The organism is Halomicrobium sp. HArcel3, from assembly GCF_058933135.1.
The window spans coordinates 473475-488745 of sequence record NZ_JBZYDN010000002.1; the positions used below are offsets into that span (position 1 = coordinate 473475).

Annotated in this window: 15 protein-coding genes; 4 read left to right on the forward strand and 11 right to left on the reverse strand. The window is 66.7% G+C overall.

Going from position 1 to position 15271, the window contains the following annotated elements; translation table 11 throughout:
- Nucleotides 1-12 precede the first annotated feature (12 nt).
- The 4 genes from AC5FRV_RS08150 to AC5FRV_RS08165 form a co-directional block, all read right to left on the reverse strand.
- Complete coding sequence (locus AC5FRV_RS08150) at nucleotides 13-525, reverse strand: DUF5810 domain-containing protein (RefSeq protein ID WP_493560596.1); 513 nt, start codon at nucleotides 523-525, stop codon at nucleotides 13-15.
- A 713-nt stretch (nucleotides 526-1238) separates the two neighbouring features.
- Nucleotides 1239-1730 (reverse strand): ribosomal protein S18-alanine N-acetyltransferase, encoded by a 492-nt coding sequence (rimI, locus tag AC5FRV_RS08155; protein WP_493560597.1) that lies wholly within the window; start codon nucleotides 1728-1730, stop codon nucleotides 1239-1241.
- 247 nt (nucleotides 1731-1977) lie between these two features.
- Nucleotides 1978-2709: a hypothetical protein gene (locus tag AC5FRV_RS08160; protein ID WP_493560872.1), complete on the reverse strand. Its 732-nt coding sequence runs from the start codon at nucleotides 2707-2709 to the stop codon at nucleotides 1978-1980.
- Between the two features lie 400 nt (nucleotides 2710-3109).
- Nucleotides 3110-5086 carry an aconitate hydratase gene (locus AC5FRV_RS08165; protein ID WP_493560598.1) on the reverse strand — a complete coding sequence of 659 codons (1977 nt, stop codon included), beginning with the start codon at nucleotides 5084-5086 and terminating at the stop codon, nucleotides 3110-3112.
- A gap of 243 nt (nucleotides 5087-5329) precedes the next feature.
- On the opposite strand from AC5FRV_RS08165, the gene AC5FRV_RS08170 reads away from it, so the two are divergent.
- The 3 genes from AC5FRV_RS08170 to AC5FRV_RS08180 all read left to right on the forward strand — a co-directional run bounded on the left by AC5FRV_RS08170 (nucleotide 5330) and on the right by AC5FRV_RS08180 (nucleotide 6956).
- Nucleotides 5330-5797: a deoxyuridine 5'-triphosphate nucleotidohydrolase gene (locus AC5FRV_RS08170; RefSeq protein WP_493560599.1), complete on the forward strand. Its 468-nt coding sequence runs from the start codon at nucleotides 5330-5332 to the stop codon at nucleotides 5795-5797.
- Nucleotides 5798-6206: 409 nt separating this feature from the next.
- Nucleotides 6207-6485, forward strand: a complete 279-nt coding sequence (locus tag AC5FRV_RS08175) for a HalOD1 output domain-containing protein (RefSeq protein ID WP_493560600.1) — start codon at nucleotides 6207-6209, stop codon at nucleotides 6483-6485.
- Nucleotides 6486-6563: 78 nt separating this feature from the next.
- Nucleotides 6564-6956, forward strand: coding sequence for a methylglyoxal synthase (locus AC5FRV_RS08180; RefSeq protein WP_493560601.1), 393 nt, complete (start codon nucleotides 6564-6566; stop codon nucleotides 6954-6956).
- A 33-nt stretch (nucleotides 6957-6989) separates the two neighbouring features.
- Here AC5FRV_RS08180 and AC5FRV_RS08185 read toward each other — a convergent pair whose 3' ends face one another.
- The 6 genes from AC5FRV_RS08185 to AC5FRV_RS08210 form a co-directional block, all read right to left on the reverse strand.
- Nucleotides 6990-7646 carry a DUF502 domain-containing protein gene (locus AC5FRV_RS08185; protein ID WP_493560602.1) on the reverse strand — a complete coding sequence of 219 codons (657 nt, stop codon included), beginning with the start codon at nucleotides 7644-7646 and terminating at the stop codon, nucleotides 6990-6992.
- Nucleotides 7647-7715: 69 nt separating this feature from the next.
- Nucleotides 7716-8057, reverse strand: a complete 342-nt coding sequence (locus tag AC5FRV_RS08190; RefSeq protein WP_493560603.1) for a glutaredoxin family protein — start codon at nucleotides 8055-8057, stop codon at nucleotides 7716-7718.
- A 247-nt stretch (nucleotides 8058-8304) separates the two neighbouring features.
- Complete coding sequence (locus AC5FRV_RS08195; RefSeq protein WP_493560604.1) at nucleotides 8305-8544, reverse strand: BolA/IbaG family iron-sulfur metabolism protein; 240 nt, start codon at nucleotides 8542-8544, stop codon at nucleotides 8305-8307.
- Between the two features lie 212 nt (nucleotides 8545-8756).
- Nucleotides 8757-11234, reverse strand: a complete 2478-nt coding sequence (locus AC5FRV_RS08200) for a PKD domain-containing protein (RefSeq protein ID WP_493560605.1) — start codon at nucleotides 11232-11234, stop codon at nucleotides 8757-8759.
- A gap of 278 nt (nucleotides 11235-11512) precedes the next feature.
- The gene (locus AC5FRV_RS08205) at nucleotides 11513-11860 is read right to left on the reverse strand and encodes a hypothetical protein (protein ID WP_493560606.1); all 348 of its coding nucleotides are present in this window, start codon (nucleotides 11858-11860) and stop codon (nucleotides 11513-11515) included.
- A 639-nt stretch (nucleotides 11861-12499) separates the two neighbouring features.
- Nucleotides 12500-13090, reverse strand: a complete 591-nt coding sequence (locus tag AC5FRV_RS08210; protein WP_493560607.1) for a 2Fe-2S iron-sulfur cluster-binding protein — start codon at nucleotides 13088-13090, stop codon at nucleotides 12500-12502.
- A gap of 144 nt (nucleotides 13091-13234) precedes the next feature.
- On the opposite strand from AC5FRV_RS08210, the gene AC5FRV_RS08215 reads away from it, so the two are divergent.
- Nucleotides 13235-14116 (forward strand): EamA family transporter, encoded by an 882-nt coding sequence (locus AC5FRV_RS08215; protein ID WP_493560608.1) that lies wholly within the window; start codon nucleotides 13235-13237, stop codon nucleotides 14114-14116.
- Between the two features lie 203 nt (nucleotides 14117-14319).
- On the opposite strand, the gene AC5FRV_RS08220 is transcribed toward AC5FRV_RS08215, so the two are convergent.
- The gene (locus AC5FRV_RS08220) at nucleotides 14320-15231 is read right to left on the reverse strand and encodes an NADP-dependent phosphogluconate dehydrogenase (protein WP_493560609.1); all 912 of its coding nucleotides are present in this window, start codon (nucleotides 15229-15231) and stop codon (nucleotides 14320-14322) included.
- Nucleotides 15232-15271 lie beyond the last annotated feature (40 nt).

A 15271-nucleotide genomic window follows, 5' to 3' on the forward strand; every position in this document is an offset into this window, starting at 1 on the left:
GCCGTCGCGGAACTACTCGGTTTCGCCTTCGAACTCGTCGTCCGTGTCCGCGTCCGCTTCGGTATTCTCGTCGCTCTCATCGTCCGAGCCATCATCGTCCGAGCCATCATCGTCACCGTCGCGTATCTCCTCGGTGAGTTCCCGGGCCTCCGCCATTATCTTCTTGGCCTCCTCGTCCAGGTCGCCGGCGCCCCGCGACCGGGCCGCCGACGGGTCGAGGCCGTGGTCGTCCAGACTCTGGCCCCCGGCCCCGTGCTGGTGGCCGCCGTGGCCGTGCTGGTGGTCGTGGTCGTGTGAATCCTCTAGCCCGCTCTCCTCGAACACCTGCGGGAACTCCGTCTCCTCGGCCTCTCCCGCGACTTCCTCGGCCAGTTCCGCCTCGCCGAGCTGTCCCCACCCGGGGACGTGGTCGTCGAGCCAGTCCTCGTGGTCGCCGCCGTGCGTGATCGCCGTGAACGCCAGGTGGTTGGCGAGGTGACCCGCGTCGGACTGCGGGTCCTCGCACACGGGACAGGAATAGCCCATGATCGTATCGTGTGTGTCGTGCCTGATATGCGTTTCAATTACTCGGAGTTGGGTTCGCGAACAGTGGATCTCCAGGTGATTCGGCTTTCTGCTCATGAGGAACCGATAATCATACCGCAAACAGATGAAAGCCCTCGGCGGGCTGCGGCACCGAAAGACTCGCTTCGCTCGTCTTTCGAGCTCTCGTTCGCTCCGCTCACGAGAATCCCGCGGCCCACCTGTGCTCCTCGACTTCGTCTGCGGTGCTTGATGGACCGGGGTTCCCGCAGCCCGCCTCGCCCTTCCATTCCACCAGGGCAGCGTTACTCGCGCCACCTCACTTCGCTCGGCCCGCGCTCGCGATTGACTCCCCACACCTCCCCGGTCGCTCGCCGTCCGGCGAGCGACACGCTCCCTGACCGCTCCACAACCGATCGGCCGGGAGCGAGTGCCCGAACGAACGTGAGACTCTCGCGACCAGGGGAAGGGCAGGGCTGCGGTGCGGCCACCTGGCGGAATGAAAGGGCGAGGCGGGGTCGACGACGCCCGGTGAGGCAAGCACTGGAGCGAACGGAGTGAGCGAAGGGCGCAGCGAGCCGCGCGAGTCGAGCGCGCCGAGGGCTTTCGACGTGTTTGCGGTCATTCCATCAATTCCTGGCGTACAATCGATGAGGCTCCTCTATATGCTATAATTACCATCGCAATCCCGAACCGATTACGCTACCAAGAAGATTTCACTCCGACCGAACCATCACGAGTGCGTCCTCACCGTTGCCGTAGTAGTTGGGAATCGTGCGCCGGTGGTGGAAGTCGAACTCGCGGTACAGCGAGATGGCGCGGTCGTTGGTCGCCCGGACCTCCAGCTTGATCGACCCGGCGTCGGCGTCGTCGAGGACGTCGATGGCGCACTGGAGTAGCGTCGACCCGACGCCCTCGTCGCGGTGGTCGGGGTCGACGGCGATGTCCTTGACGTGGCCCAGCGGCGACCCGTGGTTGGGGACGGTGTCGGCGACGACGTAGCCGACGACGGCCTGGTCGCCGTCGGCGTCAGGGTCATCGCGCTCGGCCACCAGGAAGCCGGGTTCGTCGAGGTAGCGCTCGAACGCCGAGAAGGGCCACGGCTGGGGGAAGGCGGCTTTCTCGATCCGGTGGATCGTCAGCAGGTCGTCGCGGTCGACCGCTCGGACAGCGGCCTGATCGCGGTCGTCCGGAGCGACGGTTGTCACGACACACAGTAGGCGTCGCTGGTACAAATGAATGGCGCCCAGATACGTCAGTGCCAGCGGCCAGCGCGTATTACTTCGCAGACAGGTGGTCACAAGGCTCTTTTAGCTGAGGACCCAACTTTCAGGTGCACCCGTTTTGGGTGCCACCCCACATCCCCCCCACCATCCCCACCCACCCTTTCCCCGTTTTCCGAACTGGTGAGCGACGGCGTTCGCGGTGTGGCCGCTTCCGTTCCTCGGCTATCAGTCAGAACCCACCGAAGCGGAGGTACACCATGTCGGCGATGAGCAGTAGCTGGAGCACGCCCTGAACGCCGCCGAGCATCGCGTTCTGCTTCCCGATGGCGGCGATGACGGAGTGGTCCGGCCGCTCGGAGGTCATCTCCACGTACATCCGAACCTCGCCGGGCAGCAGGAAACCGAAGCCCTGCACGGAGAGGAGCGTGACCAGAATCAGGGCCACGGAGATGGCCGGCATCGGGAACCCGACGTTACCCGAGAGGATCAGATCGAACGTCAGCCCGACCCAGGCCAGACTCCCCACCGTCGCGACGGCGAAGGGAAGCTGCCAGCGCCAGTCGCGCCAGGCGTTCAATCGGTAGGCGATCAGGAGCAGGGCCGGGACGAGATTGAAGAACGTAAACAGCGCCAGCCACGGCGCCGCGTCGGGGAACAGGCCCAGTCGCTGGGCGAGCGTGATCCCCGCCGCGATGGTGACCAGCGCCAGCACCGGGAGCAGGAACGACGTCTTCGGCGTCAACCGCTGGAACACGGCCGAACTCTGTTCGTCGTCCAGGCCGCCGACGACCGGCCCCAGCACCGCCCCCATGAAGACGTCGATGCCCGTCCACAGTAACCCCGCCATCACGTGGACGTAGGTGTGTTGCTGCACCGTCGCGACCGTCAGCGCGTAGCCCAGCGCCACCAGCGGGAGGACGATTACCGCCCCCGCGAACGCCGGATTCGCTCGATCCGCCATCCCCGAAACCGTGCCGCGTACCGTTCTCGTCGCCATCGATGCCCGAGAGACTCCTGCGTGCGGACTTAAGACTCCGCTTTGCGACATCTAGTTTTCGCCGACTGGCTGGTGGTATACTGGTCGACAGCGCTGTCACTCTCGGATGCGGAGGCCGAAAAAGAAGGGAACCGCACTATTCGAGGTTCCTGACGGAACCTCGCTACCTCACGGCTCGTTGCCTCCCCGTTCGGTGTAAAGAAGGTTCCTCCCTTCGGTCGGAACCTTCCTCGTCTCGCGTGTCGTCGCTTCGCTCCTCCCGCTCAACTGTAAATCGGTTCTCGTGGTTCGAGAGACGCGTCGCGTCTCTCGTCATCACGAAAGACGGCAGAGCCGTCTTTCGAACGACTACGCTCGAACCAATCTAGTCGTCAGCGGGCGTCGCACCACTCCCGCTGTCGTGCTGCTGTTTCGTGTGGGTCAGCTTGCCACCGTCCGCGAGGAAGCGGCGTTCTCGCTCGGAGGCGTCGAGGATCGCGGTCGCCTCCCAGTCGTCGTTCACACGGATGGTGAACTCCTCCTGGCCGGAGGCGATCGCCTCGGCGACGTCGGTGACGATCTCGATGTCGTCGCCCTGCTCGATCTGCTCGTAGGTCTCTGCGTCGATCTCGAGGGGGACGATGCCGAAGTTGAACAGGTTCGCCTTGTGGATGCGGGCGAAGGACTGGGCGAGGACGGCGTCGATACCCAGGTACATCGGGCACAGGGCCGCGTGTTCGCGCGAGGAGCCCTGGCCGTAGTTCTCGCCAGCGACCAGCAGGCCGCCGTCGTTGTTGCGGGCGCGCTGGGCGAACGTGTCGTCGACTCGGCTGAGCGTGAAGTCGCTCAGCTTGTCGATGTTCGAGCGGAACTTGAGGATGTCCGCCGTCGCCGGGATGATGTGGTCGGTGGTGATGTTGTCCTCCATCTTGAGGAGGGCCTCACCCTGGATGTCGCTCCCGAGCGGGTCCTTCAGCGGCACGTCGCCGATGTTGGGCCCCTTGATGAGGTCGTCGTCGACGGCCTCCTCCGGCGGGATGAGGTCGGACTCGGAGCTCCCGATGTACTCGTCGGGGAGCTCGATGCCCGGGTCCTCGAGGTCGCCGAGTTCCTCCGCGAGGGTGCGGGGGTCGACGATCTCGCCCTTGATGGCGGCCGCGGTGGCCACCTCCGGCGAGCAGAGGTAGACGTTGTCGTCCTCGATGCCGGAGCGGCCCTCGAAGTTGCGGTTGAAGGTCCGCAGCGAGACGGAGTCGGAGGCGGGCACGTGGCCGATGCCGATACACGCACCGCAGGTCGCCTCAGAGAAGTTGACGCCGGCGGCCATCAGTTCGGCCGTCCAGCCCTCGCGGGCCAGCATCTCGGAGGCCTGCTTGGAACCGGGCTGGACGATCATGTCCGTCGTCTTGTCCGTGTTCCGCCCTTCGAGCATCTTGGCGGCCGGGAGCATGTCCTCGTAGGCGCCGTTGGTGCAGGAGCCGATGATGACCTGGTCGACGTCGACGCCCTCGACCTCGCTGACGGGGACGACGTTGTCGGGCATCGACGGCTGGGCGATGAGCGGTTCGAGGTCGGAGAGGTCGACGACGATCTCGTCGGCGTACTCGGCGTCCTCGTCGGGCTGGACGTCGACGTACTCGTCTTCGCGACCCAGGCGAGAGAGGTAATCCTTCGTCTGGTCGTCGGTGGGGAAGATCGAGGAAGTCGCACCGAGTTCGGTCCCCATGTTGGTGATCGTCGTCCGTTCGGGGACGGTCAGGCTCTCGACACCCGGGCCGGTGTACTCGAGCACCTTGCCGACGCCGCCCTTGACGGAGAGGCGACGGAGCAGCTCGAGGATGACGTCCTTCGCGGTCGCCCAGGCGGGCAGTTCGCCCTCGAGTCGGACGTTGACGACCTCGGGCATCTCGACGTAGTAGGCGCCGCCGCCCATCGCGACGGCGATGTCGAGACCGCCCGCGCCGATGGCGAGTTCGCCCATCCCACCGGGGGTCGGGGTGTGTGAGTCCGAGCCGAGCATCGTCTTGCCAGGGGCGGCGAAGTTCTCCTTGTGGACGTTGTGGCAGATACCGTTGCCGGGCCGGGAGAAGTGCGCGCCGAACGTGCCGGCGGCCGAACGGAGGAACCGGTGGTCGTCCGTGTTCTTGAAGTCGAACTGGAACGTCTGGTGGTCACAGTACTGGGCGGCCAGTTCCGTCTGCACTTCGTCCAGGTCGAGCGCCTCGAACTGGAGCCACACGAGCGTGCCGGTGGTGTCCTGTGTCAGGACCTGGTCGATCTCGATCCCGATCTCCTCACCGGGCGTCAGTTCGCCTTCGACGAGGTGATCGTCGAGAATTTTTTCCGTGAGCGTCTGTCCCATAACGTTCATAATTGGAGTACCCGCGGGTATAAATCCCGCGTATTCGCGCGAGTTCTGCCCTGACGTTCGTCTATCCCCGATTTCGCCGTCGTCGAAACGCGAAGTGGAACCCCCCGACGGCCGGCGGGTCGTGCGATCCGGTCACGCCCGGCACTCTGTTCAGTATTGGTGAATACAGGTGGATAGATCGAGTCGCCGGACGAAGTGGACAACGCCTATTGGGGCCCCGCGTTCAGGGGAGGTATGTTCAGGAGCGGCGCGTTCGTCGCCGACGTCCTCGGCGACCTGCACGACGACCAGCCACAGCCAAACGGCGTCGATCTCACGCTCGGTGCCGTCTACGATCAGGTGTCGCCGGGACGCATCGGGCGCGACGGGAAACGCATCGGCGACCGGGCCGAACTGGAGCCGGACGACGACGGCGTCTACACGCTCGACCCGGGCGGCTACGTCGTCGAGTACGGCGACCGCGTCGTCGTTCCTGACGACCACGTCGGCTTCGTCCTCCCGCGGTCGTCGCTGCTGCGCAACTCCTGCACGCTCGACACCGCCGTCTGGGACGCCGGCTACGAGGGCCGTGGCGAGGGCCTCCTCGAAGTCCACCACGAGATAGAACTGGAACGGGGCGTCCGCATCGCCCAGTTCGTCCTCGCCGAGGCCGCACACGACGGTACCTACGACGGTTCCTACCAGGGCGAGAACCTGGACTGACGACCGCGGCCGACTCCCCGCTGCCACCCCCGTGGCACCGACGGCACGGCACCGGAAAGCCTGTCGGCGAAAGAACTAATGTATGCGAACGAGTACCACGAAAATGCATCACTCTCGGAGGTGATGCCATCCCGGGACAGTTTCCGTCGTGAGCGCGGTCGACTGTCCGGATTCGTCAGTCTGGTCACCTGCGGGCCGGACGCGCTGTTCGCGACCGGCCCCACTTTCCACGCTCTCTGGCCAGCGACAGCCGCGCCACTCCCCGGCGCCCGGGTCGGTCCGTCGGGGGCGAGTCGTCTCCCGGAGGGTGAGTCGCTGCCCCGCGGGGTCAGTCGCCGTCCACGAGGGTCGTTTCAGATCCTGAAACACGTCTCTCCCAGTTATGTACTGTAGCCGACTATGAGTGGATATGAGTTCGAACGATGGGACCCCGTACATGATCCGCCACGAGTCCGACCTCGGGGACGACGAGTGGATCTCGCCGGAACCCGCGGACGACGTAATCACCGACGCCGTGGTCGCCACGGGTGACGTCGGCCCCGACGACGTCGACGACCTGTCTACCTACGTCGACGTGTCGGCCCTGGCAGCGGTTCTCGACGGCGAGGACGAGGAGATCACCTTCTCCGTCGAGGACCACGAGGTCGTCGTCGCCAGCGACGGATCGATCGACGTGACCCTCGAGTAACCGACCGGCCGCCCGGCGTCCGAGCGCTCGCGCTCGTTCCCCAGTACACCTAACCTCCTCGCGCGTCCATCGTCTCGCATGACGCGCGTCGCGCTCATCGCCCACGACGAGAAGAAGCCCGACATCATCGACCTCGCCCTGGAGTACGAGGACCTGCTGGCGACGTTCGACCTCGTCGGCACCGGGACCACGGGCAAACGAATCACCGAAGAGACCGACCTCGACGTCGAGCGCAAGCAGTCGGGGCCGCTCGGCGGCGACACCCAGATCGGCGCCGAAGTGGCCGACGACACCCTCGACGGCATCGTCTTCCTGCGCGATCCCCTGACCGCCCAGCCCCACGAACCGGACATCTCCGCCCTGTTGCGGATCTGTGACGTCCACGACGTCCCGCTGGCGACGACCCGGACCGGCGCGGAGTACCTGCTCGACGGCCTCGCGCTCGACGCCGACTTCGACCTGGACCCGTAGCGTCCCGCCGTCTTCTCTCGGTTCCGCCTTCCCTCAGGTGTCGACGGCGAACTCCTCGGGTACCGGCTGGCTCTCTGCGTCACCGTTCGATCCCATCCCCGTCGTGACGATCTGTCGCATCCCCTGCTGGACGCTCATCTCTATCTCGTGTATCTGGTCGGCGGGGACCACCAGGAGGCGCCCGCCGGTCGGGTTCGGGCTGTTGGGCAGGAAGACGTTGTACGCCTCCTCGCCGGCGACGGCTTCGACGGCCCGCGGGCTCTCGGCGGTCACCAGCCCGATGGAGTACACCCCCTCGCGCGGGTACTCAACCAGCACGACGCTCTCGTATCGGCTGTCCCGGTCGACCAGCGACGAGGCGACCTGGCGCACACTGGAGTAGACAGTATCCACCAGCGGGATGAAGTTCACCACCCGGCCGACGCCCCCGAATATTCGCTGACCGATAGTCCACTGAGCCAGCGCGCCGAGCACGGTGATCGTTACCAGCACGAGGACCACGGCGAGAATCTGGGCGAGTAGCCGGTCGTTGGCGACGTAGGCCGCCAGCCCAGTCCACTGGACGAGCGGATCGACGATCCCCAGCGTCCAGCCGACGACGACGCGGCCCACCAGCAACGTCACGACGAGGGGCGCGACGAGCAACACGCCCGCCACGAAACTGTTCTTGAGTCGGTTCCCGAGAGGCATGCCGGACCCTCGTCTGCGCCGCCGAATAAGTGTGTGGGGCCGGCTCTCGCCCCCGAGAACTGAGCGGAGTTACGCCTGGAGCGTCTCGGCGAGGTCGCCCTGCTCGTCGAGCTGTTCGAGGATGTCGCTGCCGCCGACGAACTCGCCGTCGACGAACGTCTGTGGAATGGTCTCGCGACCGCTGTACTCCGAGAGCGCATCGCGGTACGCCTCGGTCGCCTCCAGCACGTTCACCGTCGCGACGCCCTCGTGGTGTTGCTTGATCAGGCCCAGGGCTTTCCGCGAGTAGCCGCACTGGGGCATCAACTCGGTCCCCTTCATGAACAGCGCGACGTCCTCGTTCGCGATGGTCTCCTCGACTCGCTCGGTGACTTCCTCGGACGAGAGCTCCTGCCCGGGTTCGAACGTCATGGCGTCGTGTAGTGCGGGCGACCGTAAATGGGTACCGGCGACGTGGTCGAACTATCCCGCTCGCTCGAACTTCGAACCCGTCCGATAACAACTTGAAAGCCCCCTCGCGCTCGCTGGCTGCGGCTCGTTGCGCGCGTTCGCTTCGCTCACGTGCTTACTTCGCCTCGCTCAGCGACCGCTCGGCCCCTTTCAGCCCCGCCCTATGTGGTTAGCTCAGCGAGCAACATCCGAGTGTGGGTCTCAGCAATCACGCCTCGTCGGGCGTCTTCGTCGTCAGTTCGATGGCGTGGATGTCCCGGGTCAGGTGCTCGCCCAGCGCGTCGTGGACGAGCTGATGCTGGTCGACCAGCGTCTCGCCCGCGAAGACGGGTGAGACGACGTCGACGGCGAAGTGCTTGTCGTCGTCCGGATCACGGGGCGTGGTTACGGTGGCCTCGGCGTCGGGAATCTCCTCCTCGATGAGTGCCTCGATGTCGTCGGCGTCCATGTGGGCGGAGTGGGCCGAGGCGGGCAAAACAGTTGGCTTCCCGCACGGGGCCGGTCATTGGCGGTTATCGGAGCGACAAGCTGTAATCGCGCTCGGCCACGGTGTAGCGTTTCGTCTCGCGATCGTGTACTACCCCTTCGACCATCGAGTGCACGAACGCAGTCGAGTGGGTATCGCCCGCCCTCGCCCCGACGCAGAACGAGACTCCGGTGTCAAAACCGCCGGATTGCAACCAGTCCGGCCCCGGCGATTCCGGCGAGGACGAGGACGGCTCCCGCACCAGTCACGCCGCCGAAACTGGTCCCGGGCGTCGCGTCGTCGCTTTCGGACGCAGTCGGCGACCCGGTCGTCGCCGCTGTCTCCTGGGCCGCGACGAACAGCGTCGTGCTGGCGTCGCCGGCCGTCAGGGTCTTTTCACCGGCCGCTTCGACCGGCACCGAGAACGTCACCGTCTCTGAGCTTCGGGGGCCCACCTCGACGGTCTGTGGCTCGCTATCGATGGTCTCGCCATCCATCGCGAGCGAAACGTTCGTCGTCCCGGCGACTTCACCGGTGTTTGCGACCGTCGCCGTCACCTCGACGGTGTCGCCCGCCGTCGGTTCGTCGTCCGTGACGGCGATGTCGGTGACGGTCACCACCGGGCGCTCGACGCCGACGGTGTACACCGGGGCGGTACCGGCTTCGGCGCGGTAGACGTAGGCGTCGTCCGTCTCGTTCACGAGCGTCGTCTCGACGGCGTCCGACTCGCCGTCGACGTCGCGCCACAGCGTCACGTGCTCGGGGTCGGCGTCCACCTCGTCGAGGCGGTCCTTCGCGACGCGGAATCGAATCGCTGCTTCGCCGTCGTCGAGCGACTCGGCCCCGGCGACGGTGAGGGACGAGAGCGCGTCGAACCCGGCGACGTCGTCGGCCGTGACGCTATCTGGCTCGTCGGCGTGGGCCCGCACCGTCAGCGAGAACGAGTCGTTCCCGTCGCTGTGGACGACGAGTCCCTCGTAGGCGACCGAGTCGCCGCTGGCGTTCGCGTCGAGGTCGACGTCCACCGCGACGCCGTCGGGCGCCCCGCTCACGTCCACGACGCTCGTACTCGTGTTGACTCGCTCGACGTCGACCGTCGCGTCCGATTCGTCGGCGTCACTGGGCGGCGCACCGCCGCCGCCGCTGCCACCACCGCCGGAGGGCGCCGACGGACTGCTACTGGTGTCGTCCGACGAGTCGTCGTCGCCGGACGAATCGTCTTCTTCGGGCGGATCCGAGTTCTCTGGTGGATCGGGGTTCTCCGGCGGATCAGCGTCGCCTGGGGTGTCCGTCTCTTCCGGCGACTCGGTCGCGGTTTCCGTCTCGTCGGGTGTCTCGGTCTCCGTTTCGTCGCCGGAATCCCCGTCGTCGACGGTACCGTCCTCGCTGACGGTCACGGTCTGCGAGGCGACGCCGTAGTGGGCGGGTTCGTCGCGGTCGATGTTCACCCAGTCGCCGACGCTCACGGTGACGGTGTACTCGCCGGGTTCGTCGAAGCGGTAGCTGTACTCGCTCCCGGCGCGGACTCCCCGGTCGACGACCACACCGCTCTCGTTCCTGACCGTCCAGTTGTAGGCCCGGATGCGGTCGTTGTCGGTGCTGTTCGAGGCGTCGAATCTTCCCCAGTCGCCGGTCGCCACGGCGTCGGGCCCCGAGAGGGCGGCGTCGGGCTTCTCGGGTTCGAGGACGTCGATGGTCTTCCACGCCCAGTCGACCTGGTCCTCGACGGTCAGGACGCCCACCGCGACGTCGATGGTGTCGAACTGCCCGTCGTAGACCGACCCGTAGTAGGTCTGGTGGCCCAGGTTACGCTCGTCGTCCTTCCAGACGTCAGGATTGGTCTCGGCGATGTAGTAGCGGACGTCGGCCTCGGACGTCGAGTTCGAGGCGTTCAGCCAGTACGTCGCGCCCCACTCGACCTGGTCGGGGCCCGAGAGCTCTGCGTTCGGCTGCGGGTCGTCGGTGACGGGCGCTTTCGGGACGACTTCGACGGTGCGCGTCGCCGTGTCGGTGTTGCCAGCCCAGTCGGTCACGTTGAGCGTGACGTCGTACGTTCCGGGGACGGCGTAGGAGAAGTTCTTCCGGCACTCGGTGCTCCCAGCGCCCCAGCCCAGGCCGTCGCCGGAGTGCCGTTCGACCGTCGGCCCGTACTCGAAGGTCCACTCGCAACTGCGGATTCCCTGGTCGTCCGTACTCGTCGAGTTGAACCAGGAGCCCCCGTCCGTTCGCTCCCACTGCTCGCGCTCGACGGTGAAGTTGTCGCTCGAGGCGATGGACGCCTCGGGCGACTGCGACTCGGTGACGGTGATCGTCTCCTCGTCCCACGCGACGTTCCCCTCGTCGTCGACGACGCCGAGCCTGACGGTGAACTGGTCCTGTCCGTCGTCGGTCCGGTCGCGCGCGTAGATGCGGGATTCGTTCGAGGAACGCTGGTACTCCGTGGGCGCGTTCGGGTTGTAGTCCCAGCGGTACGCCGCGATCTCGCCGGTCGAGTCGCTCCCGTCGAGTTCGTAGAGCTGACCGCGCTCGATGGTCTCGGGCGCGTCGAGCACCGGCGTCGGCCCGTCGTTGCCGGCCGTCTGCGCGCCGACGGTGCCGACGGCGCTCGCCGAGAGCGACAGTATCACCACCGCGGCCAGGGCCAGCCCGACCGCCCCCGTTCGATGGCTCACGGGGCCTCACCCCGGATCTGTCCGTCCGTACTTCCCGCCGTCGGCCGGTCGCGGATATCGCGTGTGAACTGTCTAAACATGCGTGGTGGCCCCGTCGACATCGCGCCAGTGCGGGCGCCTTGCGGGTAGATTGGCCGATCCGGCGTTTGTTATGCGGCGAGTGCGGTAGCGAAGCGCAGCGGCTACTCGCCGGTATACGGCGTCTACTGGTGCGGTCGCGGTCGAAGTCACCGAGAGAAGTTCGGATACCGTCTGGCAGATGGCCCAGACGCGGCCACTCAGATGTCGTCCGGTCGCGCTTCCAGCGTGATCGGCCCGTTCCGTTCTTCGAGGTAGTCTCGGACCAGCGACAGCTCCTCCGCGAGGCCGTTGTTCGACCGCAGTACCTCCTGTTCGTCGAGTTCCTCCTCGACGATGTCGACCGGATCGATGCCCGCCGTCGTCGGTTCGAGCGACGGGAACTGTTCGAGCGCCGTCCGAAGCTTTGCCTGGTTCAACTCGAGCAGTTCCACGGTCTCCGGGAGCTGGTCCCCGTCCTTGCGCCGCCGTACCAGGTCGAGAACGGCGACGAACGCCACCGTCCGATCGAAGCGCTGCCGCACGTCTACCGGGATGTCCTCGCTCATAGATGCTGGTCTGTCTGTGGATTGGCAGCGGCACCGAAATGCCTTCGGAACACTGTTCGCACGCTGCAGCACCGTGGAATCGGCCAGTCGCTCCCTTGCCTGGCCGCGGTCGTCTCCTGACCCAGGGACGTCCCGAGCGACGGAGACGACTATAGCATTCTCTCATCTGACAACGCCAGGACCAGTGGCTGTCACAGGGGTTACCAAATCGTTTTCACCGTCGCGTCCTTCCCTCGATTCGCCAGTACAAGTCCGGTACTGGCATGGGACTCCCGTATCGATACCCCATCCCCCTGGCCCCCCTGGTATCGAGCCGGGACCTTCTCTTCGAGCCCACTTCATCCGGCAGCCGTGTTCAATGTTGATACTGCCGGGGGAGGAATTATATCCCGTTCGTCTAGCCTTTAGATGCCGGTCCGCTCCGCTGGTGACTGGCACGAGACTGCGCCCCCTCGATCCCCCACGACTGACCCCCCTGGGCGATCGAGGTCGGATCTTCGCCGGCGAGCGATTGCTATCGCTCTGTTGGGCGCGTGAAGCGGTGCTCCCAGCCCGATCGTGCGGTGAGAACGCCGTCAGCGACGCCTGGCCGGCTTACGAGTACCGAGCGAGCCGCGAGAAATGAGTCGAATCGCCGTCCTATGGCTGCTCGCCCGTCTCGATCGTGAACTCGTCGGTCGGACAGGCGACACAGGTCAGGCAGTAGCCCTCTTCCATGTCGTCGTCGAACAGCGCCTCGTTGTTGATGTGGCGGATGTAGTCGCCCGAGGGGCCGTCCTGGACCTGACCGGCACAGGAGACGCACTGGCCCTCGCGGCAGGCGTAGGGGAGGTCCCAGCCCTCGTCCTCGCCGGCGTCGAGGATGGTCTCGTTGTTGGCGACCTCGATGGTCTCGCCCTCCTTGGCGAACTCGATCTCGTAGTACTCGACCTCGTCCTCCGGGATGGACTCGGGGTCGAAGCCCTCGTCTTCTTCTTCCTCCGCCTCCTCGCCCTCCGCGAGTTCCCCTTCCGCGCCGCCGGCGGGGATGGCCCCTGTGGGCGCACCGCCGCCGATAGAGCGGTTGTACGGCTCCGGGAAGTCGGTCTCCGGAACGGTCGCGGCCCGCTTCTCGAGGACGTCCTGGGAGATGTCCTCGGTGGGCTCCCAGCCCGTCCCCGACGAGTAGTGGACGACGACGACGAGGAACGTGAGGGCGGCCCCGACGGCGACACTCACTGGATCTACCATACGCGAGCGTTTGGTGCATGCGGTTAAAACTGTTTTCAAGCAGCGCCGCCGTCGGAGCGACGCGGAGCCCGGTCCGCACCCCGGCGACCGGCCCCTCGGCCGCAACGCTCATGCGAGGCGGCGAGAATCATCCGTTCACAACTCGTGTACGAAGGGGACGTCGGACTGGTGTACGCCGGGGCATCGGCGATCATGCTGGGATTGTATCTGTTCGCCATCAAGCGCTACTTCTCGGCGTACCCTGCCCCCGTGTACGTCTCGCTCACGTACGGGAGCTCGCTCCTCTGGTACGTTCCGATAGCCATCGTGTCGGTCGACGGCAGCTACCTCCCCGCCGACGACGCCCGGGCCGGACTCGCGGTCCTCGCGTTCGTCGTGGCGGGGTCCGCGGTCGCCGTCCTGGCGTCGTTCAGGGCCATCGCGCTGGGCGACGTCTCCTACGTCGCCCCGATCAGCAAACTGGTGCCCGTCTTCGTCGTCCCCATCGAGGTCGCCGTGTTCGGACAGCACCTGACCCCCCTCCAGACGGTCGGCATCGTCGTCGCGACCGCCGCCGTGTACGTCGCCAACTACCAGCGGGGCGCGCTCGTCGAGCCGCTGGTCCGCGCCGCCCGCTCGCGGCCGGCACAGCTCGCGCTCCTGAGCGCGGCAGCGTTCGGGGTCACCGACGTCGGCAAGCGCGCACTGACCCAGGAACTCGGCGTCCCGCCGGCGAGCGTGAATCTCGCACTGTTCGTGGGCGTCGCCCTCGCGCTCGCACCCCTGGCGGTCCGTCACGCCCCCGATGGCGTCCGGGACGACGCGGTGAAATTCCTCGCACTCGGGCTCCTGCTCGCCGTCGCGGAACACCTGGTGATACTCGCCTTCGCGACGCTACCGGCGAGTCTCGCCTCGCCAGTGATCAACTCGTCGGCCGTCTTCGCCGTCGTGCTCGGCGGCGTCTTCCTCGGCGAGGACGCACTGGGCCTCCGCCTCGGCGCGGCGGCGCTGGCCATCGCCGGCGTGACGATGATCGGCATCGGCTGACCGTTCCGCTCGCGGTCTGCTCTCTTACTCCTCCCGTCGCGGGACCTCGTGCCGGCCGAACCCGTAGCGAAGCCGGTTCGCCACCATCTTTTTCCCGCTCGGGTGCGCTCCGCGCACCGCTCGCGGCAAAAACATGGGTGAAAAAGGCCGAACGCTCACTTCGCTCGCGTTCGGAAGAAACGGCTCGCGCCGCTCGCCGTATGCTATTCCCGCCGCGGGACCTCGTGCCGACCGAACCCGTAGCGAAGCCGGTTCGCTAGCCGTCGCGAGAACCGCCCCGGGTCGTCGCCGTCGGTCGACCGCGAGGAGAAGCGCTCGGACAGCGCCTGGTAGATGAGGGGGACCGGCACTTCCTGTTCTAGCGCCTCCTGGACGGTCCAGGTACCGGTCGACCCGCCCTCGATCCGGTCGGCGACGTCGCCGAGGTCCGAGCCCTCCTCGCGGAACGCCTCCTCGCAGAGTTCGAGAAGCCACGAGCGGATGACGGCGCCGTTGTTCCACGTGCGCGCAACGGACTCCAGATCCAGGTCGAAGCGGCCGTTGGCGAGCAGTTCGAACCCTTCACCGTAGGCCTGCATCAGCGCGTACTCGACGCCGTTGTGGACCATCTTGACGTAGTGGCCCGACCCCGACGGACCCATGCGGTCGTGGCCCGCTGGTCCGGTCGCGACGGCGTCGAAGACGGGGACCATCGCCTCGTAGGCCCACTCCGGCCCGCCGACCATCAGCGAGAACCCCTCTTCGGCGCTGGCGGGGCCGCCCGACGTGCCGCAGTCGACGTAGGCCGCGTCGGTGCGTTCGGCCCGCCGCAGCGTGTCGTGGAAGTTGGAGTTGCCGCCGTCGACGACCACGTCGTCCGCGTCGACGATGCCGTCGAGTTCGTCCAGTGCCGCGTCGATGGGGTCCCCGGCGGGGACCATCAGCCAGATGCGTTTCTCCTCGTCGAGTTTCGACACGAGGTCAGAGATCGAGTCGGCCGGCGTCGCGCCGGCGTCGGCCGCGTCGGCGACGGCCGCCTCCGAGATGTCGAAGGCAACCACGTCGTGGCCCGCATCCAGCGTTCGGTCCACGACGATCCGGCCCATCCGCCCGAGTCCGATGACGCCCAGTTGCATACGAGGGGGCTCTCGGAGCGGGGAGGTAGGGGTTGTGGTT